The following is an 18316-nucleotide window of genomic DNA, read 5'->3' as shown; positions in this document are numbered from 1 at the left end:
GAATAACAAAAAGTGTTTCGTGGAACGAGCGCCGTCAATCTGGACGCCAAGGGCCGACTCGCTATGCCAGCAAGGTATCGCGAACGTCTGCTCGAGTCCTGTGGCGGGCAGCTGGTGGCCACTACCGCACTGGGAGATCGTTGCCTGTGGATCTATACGCTCGCGGCCTGGGAAGAGGTTGAAGCCCAGTTGCGCGACGCGCCCAACATGCATCCGATGGTCAAGCGCCTGAACCGGCTGCTCATTGGTAACGCCAACGAGATCGAGCTGGACGGCAACGGGCGTTTTGTCGTTCCGCCCCTGCTGCGTGAGTACGCGGGGCTGGACAAGAAGGTGATGCTGGTAGGTCAGCTGAACAAATTCGAGCTGTGGAGTGAGGATGCATGGCATGCCACTACCGCAGCCTATCTGGAACAGGAGCAGGGCGTTGGCGAGCTGCCGGCGGAACTGCAGATGTTGAGCCTATGAATCAGCAGACCGAATTGAAACATGTCAGTGTACTGCTGAGCGAAGCGCTGGAAGGGCTCGCGGTACGACCTGACGGCATATATATAGACGGTACCTTTGGCCGCGGCGGGCATAGCCGCGCCATTCTGGCCCAGCTGTCGGCGGAGGGGCGACTGCTCGGCTTCGACAAGGACCCGGAGGCGATCCGGGTCGGGAATCAGCTGGCGGCCGAAGACGGCCGCTTTGTCGTTGTACAGCGCTCGTTCGCCGACATGGCGGAGGAGCTGCGCGCGCGCGGCCTGCACGGCCGGGTGGACGGCGTGCTGCTGGACCTTGGCGTCTCCTCGCCGCAGCTGGACGACCCCCAGCGCGGCTTCAGCTTTCTCAACGATGGTCCGCTGGACATGCGCATGAACCCCGCCGTGGGTCAGAGCGCTGCCGACTGGATCAACAGCGCCGACGAGGCGGACATCGCCACCGTGCTCTGGGAGTATGGCGAAGAGCGCTTCTCCCGCCGCATGGCCCGCGCCATCGTGCTGCGCCGTGAGCAACAGCCGTTCGCCACCACCGCCGATCTGGCCGAAGTGATCAAGCAGGCCAACCCCTCCTGGGAGAAACACAAGCATCCGGCCACCCGGGCGTTCCAGGGGATCCGCATCTTCATCAACCGTGAGCTGGAAGACCTGGCCGAGGGCCTGCAGGCGGCGCTGGAAGTGCTTGCGCCGGGTGGCCGACTGGCGGTCATCAGCTTCCATTCCCTCGAAGACCGTCAGGTCAAGCAGTTCATGCGTCGCGAGGCCAGGGGCGCGCCGCTGCCGCGCAATCTGCCGGTACGCGACGCCGACATCAAGGTGAGCCTGAATCTGATCGGCAAGGCGATCAAGCCGTCCGCCGAGGAAGTGGCGGCCAATCCCCGTGCCCGCAGCGCCGTACTGCGCGTGGCGGAGAAACGCTGATGACAGCCCCAGCCGAAAAATCGACTGCCCCGCGCTCCGGTCTGCCGGCGAGCAGCGGTTGGCTGCTGGCGGTCTGGGGCCTGACCCTGGCAACTGCGCTGGCGGTGCCCTACAGCGCGCACTGGAGCCGTGAGCTGCTGAATCAGCTGGCAGCGGAGATGGATCAGCGGGAGAAGGCTCAGGCCGAATGGGGCCGTCTGGTCCTGGAGCAGAGCACCTGGACAGCGCACCACCGTGTGGAACGCATCGCCACCCAGAAGCTGGGCATGCGGGTCCCCGAGCCCAATGAAGTGATACTGGTGCGGCCATGAAGAAATTCGACTTCAAGGCCCTGGTGCCCCGCTCCAATGGCAGTCTTCATCCCTGGCGTTTCAGGCTGGTCATCGGCGCACTCGCCGTATGCAGCGTCGCCGTGTGCTGGCGAATCGTCGAGCTGCATGTGCTGGACGAAGGCTTCCTGAAGAATCAGGGCGACAAGCGCAGCGTGCGCCATGTGCCGATTCCCGCCCACCGCGGGCAGATCACCGATCGCAACGGCGAGCCGCTGGCGGTGAGCACCCCGGTGCTGACCATCTGGGCCAATCCGTCGCAGCTGATCCATCAGCAGTCGCGCTGGTCCGAACTGGCCGCCCTGCTGGGCACCGACCTGAAAACCTTCAGCGAAAGGCTCAAGGCAAACGCCGACAAGGAGTTCATCTACCTGCGTCGGCGCATGGTTCCCGCTGCGGGCGAAGCGATCATGGATCTGAAGGTGCCGGGCGTCTACAGCATCGAGGAATACCGGCGCTTCTATCCTGCTGGCGAGGTGGCCGCCCATCTGGTCGGGTTCACCAACGTCGACGAGCAGGGCCAGGAAGGCATTGAGCTGTCCTACAACCACTGGCTTGAGGGCGTGCCCGGCAAGCGGCAGGTGCTGCAGGACCGCCGCGGGCGGCTGATCAAGGATGTGCAGGTGGTCAGCAACGCTCGTCCCGGCAACGATCTGGCGCTGTCCATCGACCTGCGTCTGCAGTATCTGGCCCATCGGGAACTGCGCGAAGCACTGCAGGAATTCGAGGCCCGTGCCGGCTCCATCGTCATGCTCGACGTGCATACCGGCGAGGTGCTGGCGATGGCCAACCACCCCAGCTACAACCCCAACAACCGTGCCAACCTGCAGCCTGATGCGATGCGCAACCGGGCGCTGATCGACGTGTTCGAGCCCGGCTCGACGGTCAAGCCGATCTCCATGAGCGCCGCCCTGGCGACCGGCCGCTGGAAGCCCGATGACGAAGTCAACGTCTACCCCGGCACGCTGAAGATCGGCCGCTACACCATCCGTGACGTGTCCCGCGCCCCCGGTGGTGTACTGGACCTGACCGGCATCCTGCTCAAGTCGAGCAACGTCGGCATGAGCAAGATCGCCTTCGACGTGGGCGGCCCGGCCATGCATGGCACCATGCAGGCGGTGGGTTTCGGTCAGTACACCGGGCTGGGCTTCCCCGGCGAGCGGGTCGGCAATCTGCCGAGTTTCCGGGAATGGCGTCAGGCCGAAACCGCGGCATTGTCCTATGGCTACGGCCTGTCGGTGACCACGGTGCAGCTGGCCCAGGCCTACGCGGTGCTGGCCAACGATGGCCGCAAGGCGCCCATGTCGCTGTTGCGCCTGTCCGAACGGCCATCGGCGCAGCAGGTCATCCCCGAGGACGTGGCCCGGACCATGCAGTCCATGCTTCAGGAAGTGATCGAGGGCACTGGCGGCACCTTCCGCGCCAAGGTGCCGGGCTACCACGTCGCCGGCAAGAGTGGAACGGCACGCAAGACCGCTGCCGGCAGCAAGGGTTATCAGCAGGACTCCTACCGTTCGTTGTTTGCCGGCTTTGCACCCAGCAGCAACCCGCGCCTGGCCATTGCCGTGGTCATCGACGAACCCACCAAGGGCGGCTATTACGGCGGTCTGGTGGCGGCGCCGGTGTTCAGCGGGCTGATGTCCAACGCGCTGCGGCTGCTCAATATTGCCCCGGACAACCTCGCCGAGCTGCAACAGGCCGAGCTGCCCGGTCCGGACAGCATGGAGGACCGCGGATGATCCAGCTTGACGCGCTGTTCCCCCAGTGGCAGGGCGAGCCAGTGACCATCACCGGCCTGACTACCGACAGCCGCAAGGTGCAGCCGGGCGACCTGTTTCTGGCCGTGCCCGGTCTGCGCCATGATGGTCGTCAGCATATCGACCAGGCGGTGGCCGCAGGCGCCGCCGCCGTTGCCTATGAAGCGGCGGACGGCTACGTCTGTTCCGCAGCACTGCCACTGGTACCAGTGGGCCATCTGGCCGGGCAGCTGTCGGCCATCGCGGCGCGCTTTCACGGGGAGCCGGCCCGCCAGCTGAAGCTGGTCGGCGTGACCGGTACCAATGGCAAGACCAGCGTCAGCCAGATGGTCGCCCAGGCGCTCAGCAACCTTGGCCAGCCCTGCGGTGTCATCGGCACTCTGGGCACCGGCATGCCGGGAGCGCTGCAGGACCATGGCATGACCACACCGGACGCCATCAGCCTGCAGCAGCAGCTCGCACAGCTGTGCCGGCAGGGCGCCCGCCGGGTAAGCATGGAAGTGTCTTCCCATGCGCTGGACCAGGGCCGGGTGGCTGCGCTGGACTTCGAGGTGGCGGTATTCACCAACCTCAGTCGCGATCACCTGGACTACCACGGCGACATGGCCACCTACGGCCAGACCAAGGCGCGGCTGCTGGAGCAGGCCGAGCGCGCGGTGATCAACGTGGATGACGCCTTTGGCCGCCAATTGGCAGCAGACTGCACGCCGCCCCTGGTGCGCTACAGCATCAGCGACAGCAGTGCCGACCTGTATTGCAGCGACGTCCGTTACGACGCACAGGGCATCAGCGCGCGTCTGCACTACGCTGATGCCAGTGCCGAGCTGCGCAGCCCGCTGCTGGGCACCTTCAACCTGTCCAACCTGCTGGCAGTAGCCGGTGTACTGCTGTCACTGGAACTGCCGCTGGCCCAGATTGCCGCCCAGCTCGGGCTGCTTCAGCCGCCCGCCGGTCGCATGCAGCGGCTCGGTGGTGAAGGGCAGCCGCTGGTCGTGATCGACTACGCACACACCCCCGATGCATTGGAAAATGCCCTTGCCGCGCTGCGCGCGCATGTCGCCGGACGGCTGGTGTGCGTGTTCGGCTGCGGCGGTGACCGGGACCGTGGCAAGCGGCCGCTGATGGGCCGCGCGGCCGAGCAGGGCGCCGACCTGCTGGTCATTACCGACGACAACCCGCGCACCGAGGCGTCAAGCGCCATCATCGAACAGATTCGTGCCGGCATCGAACGCCAGGAAGCGGTCAGCATCATTGCCAACCGCGCCGACGCCATCGCCCGGACCATCGCTCGTGCCGCCGCGGATGACATCATCCTGCTGGCGGGCAAGGGCCACGAGACCTATCAGGAGATCAACGGGGTGCGTCACCCTTTCAGTGATTTGGAGCAGGCCGAACGCGCGCTGCGTCAGCGGGGGGGCCAGCATGCTTGAAGCCATGTTCCTGTCCACCCTTGTCGGGCCACTCAGCGCCACCCTGCACGGCAGCGACGTTGCCTTCGACAGTGTCAGTATCGACGCCCGCCGCGTGCTGGCCGGAGGGCTGTTCGTCGCCCTGGCCGGCAGCCGTGTCGACGGTCACGATTTCATTGCCCAGGCCCGCGCCAATGGCGCCGCCGCGGCGATGGTGGAGCGGCTGGTCGAAGACCCGCTGCCGCAACTGCTGGTAGCCGACTGCCAGGCGGCGCTGGGCCAGCTGGGCGCGTTGAACCGCGCCGGTTTCCGCCAGCCGCTGGTGGCCATAACCGGTTCCAGCGGCAAGACCACCGTCAAGGAAATGCTTGCCGCCATCCTGCGCCAGTGCGGTGCGGTACTGGCCACCCGTGGCAACCTCAACAACGAGCTGGGCGTACCGTTGACCCTGCTGGAGCTGAGCCACAAGCACCAGTACGCCGTGGTGGAGATGGGCGCCGGTGCGATCGGCGACATCAGTTACAGCATGGGCCTGGCCAGGCCTGATGTGAGCGTGCTGACCAATGCCGGGGTGGCTCACATCGGCCGTTTCGGCAGTGAGCAGGCGATTGCCCAGGCCAAGGGCGAGATCTTTGCCGGGCTGGGTGAGGCCGGTCAGGCGGTGGTCAATCTGGACAGCCCCTGGCTGGAGGACTGGCGCGCCCTCATCGGTTCCCGCCGCACCTGGAGCTTCAGTCTCACCAATCCGGCCGCCAGTCTGCGGGCTGCACATATCCGCCTCGACGAGCGGGGCTGCCCCGCTTTCCTTCTGCATAGCCCGATCGGCGAGATCGAGATCCAGCTCAACCTGCTCGGCGAGCACAACGTCGCCAACGCCCTGGCCGCGGCGGCCGCGGCGCTGGCCCTGGGCGTTTCACTGAAAGCGATACAGGCCGGTCTGGCTGCGCTGCAGCCGGTGGCCGGCCGCGGCAAGACCCTGGCCGGACGCCATGGCGCGCACATCATCGATGACTGCTACAACGCCAATCCGGCCTCGGTTCGCGCGGCCATCGATGTGCTCGCTGCCCTGACCGGGCGCCGGGTGCTGGTGCTGGGTGATATGGGCGAACTGGGCGACAGCGAACAGCAGGCGCACCGGGAGATCGGTGAATATGCTCGCGATCGCGGCCTCGATGCCCTGTATGCCACCGGCCCCCTGTCGGCGCTGGCTGCCGAGGCATTCGGTGCCGAAGGCCGCAGCTTCGACAGTCGCAGCGCACTGGCTGCGGCACTGAAAACGGAACTGGACCCGAGCGTACGGGTACTGGTGAAAGGCTCGCGCAGCGCGGGCATGGAAGAGGTCGTCGCCGCACTGGTTGAAGGCTCGCAAAACAAGGATGAGGGCAAGCCGACATGCTGCTGATACTTGCGCAATACCTGCAACAATTCCACACCGGTTTCGGTGTGTTCCAGTACCTGACCCTGCGGGGCATCCTCGGGGTGCTGACCGCCCTGGGCATGGCACTGTTTCTCGGGCCCTGGATGATCCGCACCCTGCAGCTGCGCCAGATCGGCCAGGCGGTGCGCAATGACGGCCCCCAGTCGCATCTGTCGAAGAAGGGCACCCCCACCATGGGCGGCGCGCTGATCCTCACCGCCATCACCATCAGCACCCTGCTGTGGGCCGACCTCAGCAATCTGTATGTGTGGGTGGTGCTCGGGGTGACGGTCAGCTTCGGTGCGATCGGCTGGGTCGACGACTATCGCAAGGTGATCGAGAAGAACTCCCGGGGCCTGCCATCACGCTGGAAGTACTTCTGGCAGTCGGTGTTCGGCCTGGTGGCCGCCGTCGTCCTTTATATGGCCGCCGACACCCCGGCCGATACCACGCTGATCGTGCCCTTCTTCAAGAGCCTGGAGTTCCAGCTGGGTGCCGGCTTCATCGTGCTGACCTATTTCGTCATCGTCGGCTCGAGCAACGCGGTCAACCTCACCGACGGCCTGGACGGACTGGCGATCATGCCCACGGTCATGGTTGGCGGCGCGCTGGGCATCTTTGCCTATCTCTCGGGCAACGTGCAGTTCTCCCAGTACCTGCTGATCCCTTATGTGCAGGGCTCCGGCGAGCTGCTGATCTTCTGTGGCGCGCTGATCGGCGCCGGGCTGGGCTTTCTCTGGTTCAACACCTATCCGGCCCAGGTCTTCATGGGCGACGTGGGCGCGCTGTCACTCGGTGCTGCGCTGGGTGTGATGGCCGTGATCGTCCGCCAGGAGATCGTGCTGTTCATCATGGGCGGCATCTTCGTGGTCGAGACCCTGTCGGTCATCGTCCAGGTCGCCTCGTTCAAGATGACCGGTCGCCGCGTGTTCCGCATGGCGCCGATTCATCACCATTTCGAACTGAAGGGCTGGCCCGAACCGCGGGTCATCGTGCGGTTCTGGATCATCACCGTGATTCTGGTGCTGATCGGCCTGTCCACCCTGAAACTGCGTTGAGGATATAGAAGGTGTCACTGATCTCCACGGACAAGCAACGGATCATAGTCGGACTGGGGGTAACCGGTTTGTCGGTCGCCCGGTACCTGGCTGGCCGTGATCTGCCGTTCGCGGTCTGCGACACCCGCGCCAATCCGCCCGGGCTGGACAAGCTCAAGCGTTTCGCACCGATGGCGGACCTGTATCTCGGCGAGCTGGATGCGCAGCTGCTGAGCTCGGCTGACGAACTCATCATCAACCCCGGCATTGCCCTGTCCACCCCGGCCATTCAGGCGGCCATCCAGGCGGGTGTGAAGGTCATCGGCGATATCGAGCTGTTTGCCCGTGCTGCCGACGCCCCGGTCGTTGCCATCACCGGTTCCAACGCCAAGAGCACGGTCACCACCCTGGTCGGGATGATGGCCGAGAAGGCCGGCCGGCGGGTCGCGGTCGGTGGCAACATCGGCACTCCGGCGCTGGATCTGCTCGACATGAAGGCGGACCTCTACGTGCTGGAGCTTTCCAGCTTCCAGCTGGAGACCACCGATGCGTTGAATGCCGAAGTGGCCACCGTGCTGAACGTCAGCGAAGACCACATGGACCGCTACGCCGATCTGGCCGCCTACCATCTGGCCAAGCACCGCATCTTCCGCGGCGCCCGCCAGATCGTGGTCAACCGCGATGATGCGCTGACCCGCCCGCTGGTTGCCGACCAGCTGCCGTGCTGGAGCTTCGGTCTGGACAAGCCCGACTTCAAGGGCTTCGGTCTGATCGAGCAGGGCGGCGAGAGACACCTGGCCTTTGAATTCAAGACGTTGATGCCCGTCAGCGAGTTGAAGATGCGCGGTGCCCATAACCAGGCCAATGCCCTGGCGGCGCTGGCGCTGGGGCAGGCGGCCGGGCTGCCGATGGCGGCGATGCTTGAGGCCCTGCGGGAGTTTGCCGGCCTGCCGCACCGCTGTCAGTGGGTCGGTCAGCATGCCGGCGTGGACTACTACGACGACTCCAAGGCCACCAACGTCGGCGCCGCGCTGGCGGCCATCGAAGGTTTCGGCGGCGACCTGCAGGGCCAGCAGGTGCTGATCGCCGGGGGCGACGGCAAGGGTGCCGATTTCGCTCCGCTGGTGGAGCCGATCAGCCGTCACTGCCGCGCCGTGGTACTGCTGGGTCGTGATGCCGATCGGCTGGAGCAGGCTTTGGGTGGCCGCGTGCCGGTGCGCCGCGTGGCCGGTATTGATGAGGCGGTGATGGCTGCGGCGGAGCTGGCCAGGCCGGGTGATGCGGTGCTGCTGTCGCCGGCCTGCGCCAGCCTGGACATGTTCGCCAACTTCGAAGAGCGCGGCCGCCTGTTTGCCGCTGCGGTCAGGAGGTTGTCATGATCCTTGCCGACGCTCTGCAACGCTCCTTCGCCCCACTGGTAGGCGAGCGCCGCTTCGACATGGACCTGCCGCTGCTGGTCGCCAGTCTGGCGCTGCTGTCGCTGGGTCTGGTGATGGTCAGCTCCGCATCCATGGAAGTGGCCGCCGGTCAGCTGGGCAGCCCGCTGTATTACATGAAGCGCCAGCTGGTGTATGTGGTGATCGGCATCCTCGCGCTGCTCGGCACCCTGGCTATCCCGCTGCGGCTGTGGGAGCAGTTCCGTTTCCCGCTGCTGTTCCTCGGTTTTGCCCTGCTGATCCTGGTGCTGATTCCGGGCATCGGCCGGGAGGTCAACGGCAGCTGGCGCTGGATCGCGGTCGGCCCGGTGAACGTGCAGCCGTCCGAACTCGCCAAGCTGTTTGCCGTGGTGTTTCTGGCCGGCTATCTGGTGCACCGCCGGGACGAGGTCAAGCAGGAGTGGTTCGGCTTCATCAAGCCCTTCCTGGTGCTCGGTCCCATGGCCTGGTTGCTGATCATCGAGCCGGACTTCGGCGCCACCGTGGTGCTCATGGGCGCCGCCACCGGCATGCTGTTCCTCGGGGGTGTCGGGCTGTTCCGCTTCATTCTGCTGTTCGGTTCGCTGGGGGGCATGGCGGCACTGCTGGTGCTGTTCGAGCCCTACCGCTTCCAGCGCCTGACCGGCTTCCTCAATCCCTGGAATGACCCCTACGGCACCGGCTACCAGCTTACCCAGGCGCTGATCGCCTTCGGTCGTGGCGAATGGTTCGGTGTCGGGCTGGGCAACAGCATCCAGAAGCAGTTCTACCTGCCCGAAGCCCATACCGACTTCGTGTTCGCGGTACTGGCCGAGGAGCTGGGCATGATCGGTGCGCTGGCGGCCTTCGCCCTGTTGATCTTCGTCGCCGGTCGGGCACTCTACATCGGTCTGTGGGCCGAGCGCGCCGGTCGCTATTTCTCGGCCTATCTGGCCTACGGTCTGGCAATCATGTGGTGCGGTCAGGTGCTGATCAACGTCGGTGTGAATATCGGCCTGCTGCCGACCAAGGGGCTGACCCTGCCATTTCTCAGTTACGGGGGCAGTTCGCTGGTGGTGTGCTGCATAAGTCTGGGCCTGCTGCTGCGCATCGACTGGGAGCGCCGCCAGGCGCTGCGGGAGGCTGCCGATGGCCAGTAACAGGAAGGTACTGATCATGGCCGGCGGCACCGGCGGGCATGTATTCCCGGCGCTGGCCTGCGCCCGGCTGCTGCAGGAAAAGGGTTACGAAGTCCATTGGCTGGGCACCCGTCGCGGCATCGAGGCGGAGCTGATTCCGGAAGCGGGCATCCCGCTGCATTACATCGACATTCAGGGCCTGCGCGGCAAGGGCAAGCTCGATCTGCTGCTGGCGCCGGTGCGCCTGGTTCGCGCCCTGTGGCAGTCGCTGAAGGTGATCGGCGAGCTGGACCCCGTGCTGGTGCTGGGCGCCGGCGGCTATGTGACCGGCCCCGGCGGTGTGGCGGCCTGGCTGCGGCGCATTCCGCTGGTCATCCATGAACAGAACGCCGTGGTCGGCACCACCAACCGACTGCTGGCCAGGATTGCCGACCGCCGCTGCGAAGGCTTCGACAACAGCTTTGCGCCCGGCGCTGCCCGCCGCACGACCGGCAACCCGGTGCGCGAGCAGATTTTTGCCGTACCGCCGCTGGTCTGGGATGGCCTGCGTCAGCCGCGGCTGCTGGTACTGGGTGGCAGCCTGGGCGCGCTGCCGCTGAACAAGCTGCTGCCGCTGGCGCTGGCTCTGCTGCCCGCCGGCCAGCGTCCGCAGGTCCGCCACCAGTGTGGGCAACAACACGTGGATGCGGCACGTCAGGCGTATGCCGCAGTGGGGGTGAAGGCCGAGGTCGAGCCCTTCATCGAGGACATGGCCGAGGCCTATGCCTGGGCTGATCTGGTGGTGTGCCGCGCCGGCGCCCTGACCGTCGCCGAGCTGGCGGCAGCCGGGCGGCCATCGCTGCTGATTCCGCTGCCCCACGCCATTGATGATCACCAGACCGCCAACGGGCGCTTCCTGGCCGATCGCGGCGCAGCCGAGCTGCTGCCGCAACAGACCCTTACCGCCGAGCTGCTGTCCCAGCGCCTCGGCACACTACTTGGTAAACCGGAGACCGTACGACTGATGGCAGAACAAGCCCGGAAACAGGCCAGACCCGATGCAACAGCAGACGTGGTTCGCGCCTGCCTGGAGGTTGCCCGTGAGCACTGATAAACGCACCGAGGCCACCTACAGCCTGCCGGCGATGCGCCGTATCCGCCAGATCCACTTCGTCGGCATCGGCGGTGCGGGCATGTGCGGCATTGCCGAGGTGCTGCTGAATATGGGCTATGAGGTATCCGGTTCGGACCTGCAACGCTCGGCGGTCACCGCACGGCTGGAGTCCTTCGGCGCTCGGATCGATATCGGCCACCGCGCGGAGAACCTGCAGGGCGCGGACGTGCTGGTGGTGTCCAGTGCCATCAACCCGAGTAACCCGGAAGTCGCCGCGGCGATGGAAAAGCGCATTCCGGTGGTGCCGCGCGCGCAGATGCTCGCCGAGCTGATGCGCTACCGCCACGGCATCGCCGTGGCCGGCACCCATGGCAAGACCACCACCACCAGCCTGATCGCCTCGGTACTGGCCGCTGAGGGCCTGAGCCCGACCTTCGTCATCGGCGGCAAGCTGACCAGTGCCGGTGCCAATGCACAGCTGGGCGAAAGCCGCTATCTGGTCGCTGAAGCCGACGAGAGCGATGCGTCCTTCCTGCATCTGCAGCCGATGGCCGCCATCGTCACCAATATCGATTTCGACCACATGGCCACTTATGAGGGCGACTTCAACCGCCTCAAGCGGACCTTCATCGACTTCCTGCACAACCTGCCGTTCTACGGGCTGGCGGTGCTGTGCATCGACGATCCGGTCGTGCGCGAGATCCTGCCGCAGGTCACCCGCCAGGTCATCACCTACGGGCAGTCCGAGGATGCCGATATCCGCGCCGTTGATATCGAGCAGAAGGGCATGCAGACCCACTTCACCGTGCTGCGCGACGGCCATGAGCCGCTGCGTGTGTACGTCAACATGCCCGGCGTGCACAACGTGCTCAACGCCCTGGCGACGATCGCCGTCACGGCCGATGAGGGCGTCAGCGATGAAGCCATCGTTCAGGGCCTGACCAGCTTCCAGGGTGTCGGCCGGCGCTTCCAGGTCCATGGGCACTTCCCGCTGGGCGATGAAGGCGACGTGATGCTGGTGGACGATTACGGGCACCACCCGCGGGAAGTGGACGCGGTGATCAAGGCCGTGCGTGGCGGATGGCCGGACCGCCGACTGGTGATGATCTACCAGCCGCACCGCTACAGCCGTACCCGCGACCTCTACGAGGACTTCGTGCAGGTGCTCGGCGAGACCAACGTGCTGCTGCTCATGGAAGTCTACCCCGCCGGTGAAGAGCCGGTGCCGGGCGCAGACAGCAAGCACCTGTGCCGCAGCATCCGCCTGCGCGGCCAGATCGACCCGCTGTACGTGGCGCGTGATGCGGACCTGATGCCGCTGCTGCGCGCGGTACTGCAGCCGGGCGACATCCTGTTGACCCAGGGCGCCGGGGATATCGGCGGCCTGGCACCCCAGCTGGCCGAATCGCTGACCCGGCTGGGCAATGAACTGAAGGGAGGTCAGGCCTGATGAAAGACGTCAAAGCCTTCGGGCGAGTGGCTGTGCTGTACGGCGGTACCTCCGCCGAGCGCGAGGTATCGCTGAAATCCGGCGCGGCCGTGCTTGCTGCGCTGCAGGGTGCCGGTGTCGACGCCTTCGGCATCGATGCCGGTGATGATCTGGTCGAGCGCCTGATCGCCGAGCGGCCCGACCGTGTGTTCATTGCACTGCATGGCCGTGGCGGTGAGGACGGCAGCCTGCAGGGCGTGCTGGAAAGCCTGAAGATTCCCTATACCGGCAGCGGCGTGATGGCCTCGGCGCTGGGCATGGACAAGCTGCGTACCAAGCAGGTCTGGCAGAGCCTCGGCCTGCCGACCCCGGCCTACGCCGTGCTGCGTGACGAGTCCGAGTGCGCCGCGGTGGTCGAGCAGCTGGGCACGCCGCTGATCATCAAACCGATCCATGAAGGCTCCAGCATCGGCATGGCCAAGGTGCATTCGCTGGAAGAGCTGCAGGCCGCCTGGAAAGAGGCACGGAACTACGACGACATCGCGCTGGTCGAGCAGTGGATTACCGGTGCCGAGTTCACCGTCGGCATTCTTGACCGCCAGGTGCTGCCGGCCATACGCCTGAGCACGCCCAATACCTTCTACGACTACCAGGCCAAGTATCTGGCGTCGGATACCCAGTACCAGTGCCCCTGTGGCCTGAGCGAGGAGCGTGAGGCGGAGCTGGCGGAGATCTGCCTGCGCGCCTTCGATGCGGTGGGCTGTCGCGGCTGGGGCCGGGTGGACGTGATGCAGGACGGCAACGGCACCTTCTATCTGCTGGAAGTGAATACCGCACCGGGCATGACCGACCACAGCCTGGTACCGATGGCGGCCGCAGCGAACGGCTTGAGTTTCACCGATCTGGTGCTGGCGATCCTCGCCGGTGCCCGCTACTGAGGCATGACCATGGGGCTGATGATCAGGGACCCACGCAGCGGCAGGACCGGCGGCCGGCGCAGCGCGCCGGCTCGCGGCGCTGTGCGCGTGACCCCGCCGGCCCCGCGCAGCTGGCCGCGTCTGAGCATGCCTTCCTGGCAGGGCGCCGGGCAACGGCTGCAGCAATGGCTGTGGCCGTTGCTGCTGGTCATCCTCGGCATGGGGCTGTACGAGCTGTATCACCGCCTGCAGCCGCTGGCCCAGCACCCGATCAGCACCATCAATGTCGAGGGCGACCTGCAGTACATCGACCGCGACTCGGTGCAGCAGATCATCGCGCCCTATATGGACGAGAGCCTGGTCACCATCGATCTCGAACAGTTGCGCGCAGACCTGCTGGGCATGCCCTGGGTTGCCGGCGCAACGGTGACCCGCATCTGGCCGGACCGGCTGGTGATCAATCTCGACGAGCACCTGCCGATCGCCCGCTGGGGCGACAGCGCCCTGCTGAACAATGCCGGGCGGGCGTTCAGCCCGGAGCGGATCGACCGCTTCCAGGGGCTGCCGCTGCTCAACGGCCCCGAACGTGCCAAACGGCGGGTGATGCAGACCTACCAGCAGTTCAATCGGCTGCTGCGGCCCTACGGGCACGAAGTGGCGCGGCTGGAAATGCGCGACCGCGGTAGCTGGTTCCTGACGACCCGCAGCGGTATCGAGATGCTGCTGGGTCGTGATGATGTGGTGGAAAAGATGCAGCGCTTCCTGGCCATCGACAAGCTGATGCTGGCCGACCGCCGGGAACTCATAGCACGGGTGGACCTGCGTTACAGCAATGGGATGGCGGTGGCGTGGCGCGAACCTGCAACGGTTGAAATGGGGAGTAACGAGTAATCATGGCAAGCAAGCAGGGTAGCAGGATGATCGTCGGCCTGGACATCGGCACCTCCAAGGTTGTCGCGCTGGTGGGCGAAATTGGCGCAGACGGCGAGCTGGAGATCGTCGGAATCGGCTCGCATCCGTCCCGCGGGATGAAGAAGGGCGTGGTGGTGAACATCGAGTCCACCGTGCAGTCGATCCAGCGCGCCATCGAGGAGGCCGAGCTGATGGCCGGCTGCCAGATCCATTCGGTCTATGCCGGCATTGCCGGCAACCACATCCGCAGCATGAACTCCCATGGCATCGTTGCCATCCGTGAGGGGGAGGTGGTGCAGGCGGATATCGAGCGGGTGCTGGACGCCGCCCAGGCCGTGGCCATCCCCGCCGACCAGAAGGTGCTGCACATCCTGCCCCAGGAATACGTGATCGACAATCAGGAAGGCGTGCGCGAGCCCCGCGGCATGTCCGGCGTGCGGCTGGAGGCCAAGGTGCATCTGGTTACCTGCGCCATGAATGCGGTGCAGAACATAGAGAAGTGCATTCGCCGCTGCGGGCTGGAAGTCGAGGACGTGATCCTCGAGCAGCTTGCCTCCAGCTACTCGGTGCTCACCGATGACGAGAAGGAGCTGGGCGTGTGCATGGTGGATATCGGCGGGGGCACCACCGATATCGCCATTTTCACCGAGGGGGCCATCCGTCATACCGCTGTCATCCCGATTGCCGGCGACCAGGTGACCAACGACATCGCGATGGCGCTGCGTACCCCGACCCAGCACGCCGAAGAGATCAAGATCCGCTACGCCTGCGCACTGGCCAAACTGGCCGGGCCGGAGGAAACCATCAAGGTGCCCAGCGTCGGTGACCGGCCACCACGGGATCTGTCCCGCCAGGCGCTGGCCGAGGTGGTCGAGCCGCGCTACGACGAGCTGTTCACCCTCATTCAGGCCGAGCTGCGCCGCTCCGGCTTCGAGGACATGATCCCGGCGGGCATCGTACTCACCGGCGGCACCGCGAAGATGGAAGGCGCCGTTGAGCTGGCCGAGGAAATCTTCCACATGCCGGTGCGCCTGGGTGTGCCGCAGGAGTTCAAAGGCTTGGCGGACGTGGTACGCAACCCGATCTACTCCACCGGCGTCGGCCTGCTGCACTATGGCAGCCGGCATCACGCCGAGGGCGGTGGCGGGCATTCGGAACAGGGCAGGGAATCGCCGCTGATCAAGGTCAAGCGGTGGTTCAAAGGGAATTTTTAACAGACCCGCAGGGAAGTATGGAGCGGGCAAAACCGGGAAACCGGAGCAGCAGTACGAAACGAAACCGACAAATGAAACAAGACGAGTATCAACTCGAGGAGATGGGACCATGTTTGAATTGATTGACAACCTCCCGCAGAACGCGGTCATCAAGGTCATCGGCGTGGGCGGCGGCGGTGGCAACGCCCTCGAGCACATGGTGATCAACAACGTCGAAGGCGTGGACTTCATCTGCGCCAACACCGACGCCCAGGCACTGAAGAACATGACCGCGCGCACCGTGCTGCAGCTGGGCACCGCAGTGACCAAGGGCCTGGGCGCCGGTGCCAACCCGCTGATCGGCCGCGAGGCGGCACTGGAAGACCGCGAGCGCATCGCCGAGGTACTGCAGGGCTCGGACATGGTGTTCATCACCGCCGGCATGGGTGGCGGTACCGGCACCGGTGCGGCGCCGATCGTTGCCGAAGTCGCCCGTGACATGGGCATTCTCACCGTGGCCGTGGTCACCAAGCCGTTCCCCTTCGAAGGCCGCAAGCGCATGCAGATCGCCGAAGAGGGCATCCGCGAGCTGAGCCAGCATGTCGACTCGCTGATCACCATTCCCAACGAGAAGCTGCTGACCGTACTGGGCAAGGACGCGAGCCTGCTGTCCGCCTTCAGCAAGGCCAACGACGTACTGCTGGGTGCGGTACAGGGCATTGCCGACCTGATCATCCGTCCCGGCATGATCAACGTCGACTTCGCCGACGTGAAGACCGTCATGAGCGAGATGGGCATGGCGATGATGGGTACCGGCCATGCCAGTGGCCCGAACCGCGCCCGTGAAGCAGCCGAAGCGGCGATCCGCAGCCCGCTGCTGGAAGATGTGAACCTGATGGGCGCCCGCGGCATTTTGGTCAACATCACCGCCGGTCCGGATCTGTCACTCGGCGAGTTCTCCGAAGTGGGCAACACCGTCGAGGAGTTCGCTTCCGAGACCGCGACCGTCGTAGTCGGCACCGTGATCGATCCGGAACTGCGTGACGAGCTGCGGGTGACCGTCGTTGCTACAGGTCTAGGCGCGCGCATCGAGAAGCCGGTCAAGGTAGTGGACAACACCGCCGCCCCGGCCCAGGCTGCACGCCCGACCGAAGGCAGTGTGCCCAACTACCGCGACCTGGACCGCCCGACCGTGATGCGCAGCCATGGCGGTGCCCAGGCAGCGGCAGCAAGCCTCAGCCGGCCGGCCGAAGATCTGGATTATCTGGATATTCCGGCGTTCCTGCGCAGGCAGGCTGATTGAGGGCGTCAATCGGTTGAATAGGGCTGATTAGTGTTCAACAGAGGCGGATTTTGCTATCCTACGCGCCATCTAGTTGAAAATTATTCGCAATTACAGCGGAAGCCAGTTCAAGTATGATCAGACAACGCACACTGAAAAATGTCATCCGGGCCACTGGTGTAGGCCTGCATTCCGGCGAGAAGGTATATCTCACGCTGAAACCGGCACCGGTGGACAGTGGCATCGTTTTCCGTCGCACGGATCTCGACCCAGTGGTCGAGATTCCGGCGCGGGCCGATTACGTCGGCGAGACGACCATGTCCACAACACTGGTCAAGGATGGCACCAAGGTGGATACCGTCGAGCACCTGCTGTCAGCCATGGCTGGCCTGGGTATCGACAACGCCGTGGTGGAACTCAGTGCGCCGGAAGTACCGATCATGGATGGCAGCGCCGGCCCGTTCGTTTTCCTCATCCAGTCAGCGGGGATCGAGGAACAGGATGCGCCCAAGCAGTTCATTCGCATCAAGCGTGAAGTCACCGTGGAAGAAGACGGCAAGACGGCTACCTTTGTACCCTTCGAGGGGTTCAAGGTGACCTTCGGCATCGACTTCGACCACCCCGTGTTCCGTGGCCGCAGTCAGTCCGCCAGTGTGGACTTCTCGAGCACCTCCTTCGTCAAGGAAGTGAGCCGCGCCCGGACCTTCGGTTTCATGCGCGATATCGAACATCTGCGTTCACAGAACCTGGCGCTGGGTGGCAGCGTGGATAACGCCATCGTGGTGGACGAGTATCGGGTACTCAACGAAGACGGCCTTCGGTACGAGGACGAGTTCGTCAAGCACAAGATTCTCGATGCCATCGGCGATCTCTACCTGCTGGGCAAGAGCCTGGTCGGCGAGTTCCGCGGCTACAAGTCCGGTCACGCCCTGAACAACAAGCTTCTGCGCGCATTGCTGGCCAATGCCGATGCCTGGGACATAGTAACCTTCGAAGACGCCGGGACCGCACCCATCTCCTTCATGCGTCCCGCCGCTGCAGTCTGACAGTCACACGTTTCGTTTCACGGCCACCACCTCGGTGGCCGTTTTTTTTACATCAGAATGTCACGTCTCTCCGCGATGATGCCTGGCCAGTCTTTCCAGGGCGCCGCGCAGGTTCGGGTCGTCGATCTGCTGCGAAGTTTCGAACAGCGTCTCAGCTGCGACAATTGACCGCCTCATTTTGCGAACTGGTGGTGAGTTTTTGACCAGCGGCGGTTGTACCTTGCAGTGTATTTTCGTTAAGGTTGCGAACGTTTCGTAGGCCTGCAGTTGGCGAACGAGTCTTTTCTGCTGATAACGGATCCGCGTGGCCCACTGGCTGTCCGCAACCAGCAGTTTCAACAGACCGTTATTGTAGGAAGCAACATGGCAATGCTGACGGGCCGCAGGCTCCAGCACAGAGTCAACCAGTGCCTGCATGCGTTCTACAGCCCGAGCCTGGCGGAACAGACCCTTCAGGGTGGAGTGGGTTCTTAGCAGGTCACCCGGGCGACGTGCGTCCATGGGGTAGTAAGACATGGCAAACCTCGGAGTGACTGTATAGCGGTCATCGTATCAGAAC

General features: G+C 65.0%; 17 protein-coding genes. 16 read left to right on the top strand and 1 reads right to left on the bottom strand.

Going from position 1 to position 18316, the window contains the following annotated elements:
* Positions 1–12: 12 nt before the first annotated feature.
* From mraZ to lpxC, 16 genes are all read left to right on the top strand, one after another.
* Positions 13–468: a division/cell wall cluster transcriptional repressor MraZ gene (gene mraZ, locus IEW63_RS08530; protein WP_188636197.1), complete on the top strand. Its 456-nt coding sequence runs from the start codon at positions 13–15 to the stop codon at positions 466–468.
* On the top strand, positions 465–1403 hold the full coding sequence (gene rsmH, locus IEW63_RS08525) for a 16S rRNA (cytosine(1402)-N(4))-methyltransferase RsmH (RefSeq protein WP_188636196.1): 939 nt from the start codon (positions 465–467) through the stop codon (positions 1401–1403). The genes mraZ and rsmH overlap by 4 nt, the downstream gene beginning before the upstream one ends.
* Positions 1403–1714 carry a cell division protein FtsL gene (gene ftsL, locus IEW63_RS08520; protein WP_188636195.1) on the top strand — a complete coding sequence of 104 codons (312 nt, stop codon included), beginning with the start codon at positions 1403–1405 and terminating at the stop codon, positions 1712–1714. Before rsmH ends, ftsL begins: the two co-directional genes overlap by 1 nt.
* A 23-nt stretch (positions 1715–1737) precedes the next feature.
* On the top strand, positions 1738–3471 hold the full coding sequence (locus IEW63_RS08515; RefSeq protein ID WP_188636369.1) for a peptidoglycan D,D-transpeptidase FtsI family protein: 1734 nt from the start codon (positions 1738–1740) through the stop codon (positions 3469–3471).
* The gene (locus tag IEW63_RS08510) at positions 3468–4919 is read left to right on the top strand and encodes a UDP-N-acetylmuramoyl-L-alanyl-D-glutamate--2,6-diaminopimelate ligase (RefSeq protein ID WP_188636194.1); all 1452 of its coding nucleotides are present in this window, start codon (positions 3468–3470) and stop codon (positions 4917–4919) included. The genes IEW63_RS08515 and IEW63_RS08510 overlap by 4 nt, the downstream gene beginning before the upstream one ends.
* Entirely contained in the window at positions 4912–6300 is a 1389-nt protein-coding gene (locus tag IEW63_RS08505; RefSeq protein ID WP_188636193.1) for a UDP-N-acetylmuramoyl-tripeptide--D-alanyl-D-alanine ligase, read from the top strand. Before IEW63_RS08510 ends, IEW63_RS08505 begins: the two co-directional genes overlap by 8 nt.
* Complete coding sequence (gene mraY, locus IEW63_RS08500; protein WP_188636192.1) at positions 6291–7373, top strand: phospho-N-acetylmuramoyl-pentapeptide-transferase; 1083 nt, start codon at positions 6291–6293, stop codon at positions 7371–7373. The genes IEW63_RS08505 and mraY overlap by 10 nt, the downstream gene beginning before the upstream one ends.
* 11 nt (positions 7374–7384) lie before the next feature.
* On the top strand, positions 7385–8731 hold the full coding sequence (gene murD / locus IEW63_RS08495; protein WP_188636191.1) for a UDP-N-acetylmuramoyl-L-alanine--D-glutamate ligase: 1347 nt from the start codon (positions 7385–7387) through the stop codon (positions 8729–8731).
* Positions 8728–9906: a putative lipid II flippase FtsW gene (gene ftsW / locus IEW63_RS08490; protein WP_188636190.1), complete on the top strand. Its 1179-nt coding sequence runs from the start codon at positions 8728–8730 to the stop codon at positions 9904–9906. Before murD ends, ftsW begins: the two co-directional genes overlap by 4 nt.
* Before the next feature lie 16 nt (positions 9907–9922).
* Positions 9923–10975 carry an undecaprenyldiphospho-muramoylpentapeptide beta-N-acetylglucosaminyltransferase gene (murG, locus tag IEW63_RS08485; RefSeq protein ID WP_373288220.1) on the top strand — a complete coding sequence of 351 codons (1053 nt, stop codon included), beginning with the start codon at positions 9923–9925 and terminating at the stop codon, positions 10973–10975.
* Between the two features lie 34 nt (positions 10976–11009).
* A complete protein-coding gene (gene murC, locus IEW63_RS08480) occupies positions 11010–12428 on the top strand; it encodes a UDP-N-acetylmuramate--L-alanine ligase (protein WP_229710432.1) in 1419 nt (472 codons plus the stop codon).
* Entirely contained in the window at positions 12428–13345 is a 918-nt protein-coding gene (locus IEW63_RS08475; RefSeq protein WP_188636187.1) for a D-alanine--D-alanine ligase, read from the top strand. The genes murC and IEW63_RS08475 overlap by 1 nt, the downstream gene beginning before the upstream one ends.
* Before the next feature lie 9 nt (positions 13346–13354).
* Complete coding sequence (locus IEW63_RS08470) at positions 13355–14215, top strand: cell division protein FtsQ/DivIB (protein WP_229710416.1); 861 nt, start codon at positions 13355–13357, stop codon at positions 14213–14215.
* Positions 14216–14217: 2 nt separating this feature from the next.
* Positions 14218–15450: a cell division protein FtsA gene (gene ftsA / locus IEW63_RS08465; RefSeq protein ID WP_188636185.1), complete on the top strand. Its 1233-nt coding sequence runs from the start codon at positions 14218–14220 to the stop codon at positions 15448–15450.
* A 109-nt stretch (positions 15451–15559) separates the two neighbouring features.
* Positions 15560–16732, top strand: a complete 1173-nt coding sequence (ftsZ, locus tag IEW63_RS08460) for a cell division protein FtsZ (protein WP_188636184.1) — start codon at positions 15560–15562, stop codon at positions 16730–16732.
* A 113-nt stretch (positions 16733–16845) separates the two neighbouring features.
* Entirely contained in the window at positions 16846–17757 is a 912-nt protein-coding gene (lpxC, locus tag IEW63_RS08455) for a UDP-3-O-acyl-N-acetylglucosamine deacetylase (RefSeq protein ID WP_188636183.1), read from the top strand.
* 60 nt (positions 17758–17817) lie between these two features.
* Here lpxC and IEW63_RS08450 read toward each other — a convergent pair whose 3' ends face one another.
* Complete coding sequence (locus IEW63_RS08450; protein ID WP_188636182.1) at positions 17818–18273, bottom strand: DUF721 domain-containing protein; 456 nt, start codon at positions 18271–18273, stop codon at positions 17818–17820.
* Positions 18274–18316: the final 43 nt, after the last annotated feature.

It is taken from the genome of Halopseudomonas pertucinogena (assembly GCF_014646575.1).
GTDB classification, from domain to species: Bacteria; Pseudomonadota; Gammaproteobacteria; order Pseudomonadales; family Pseudomonadaceae; genus Halopseudomonas; species Halopseudomonas pertucinogena.
The sequence above is the reverse complement of the archived record's forward strand: the minus strand, read 5'-3'. Positions and strand labels throughout refer to the sequence as shown.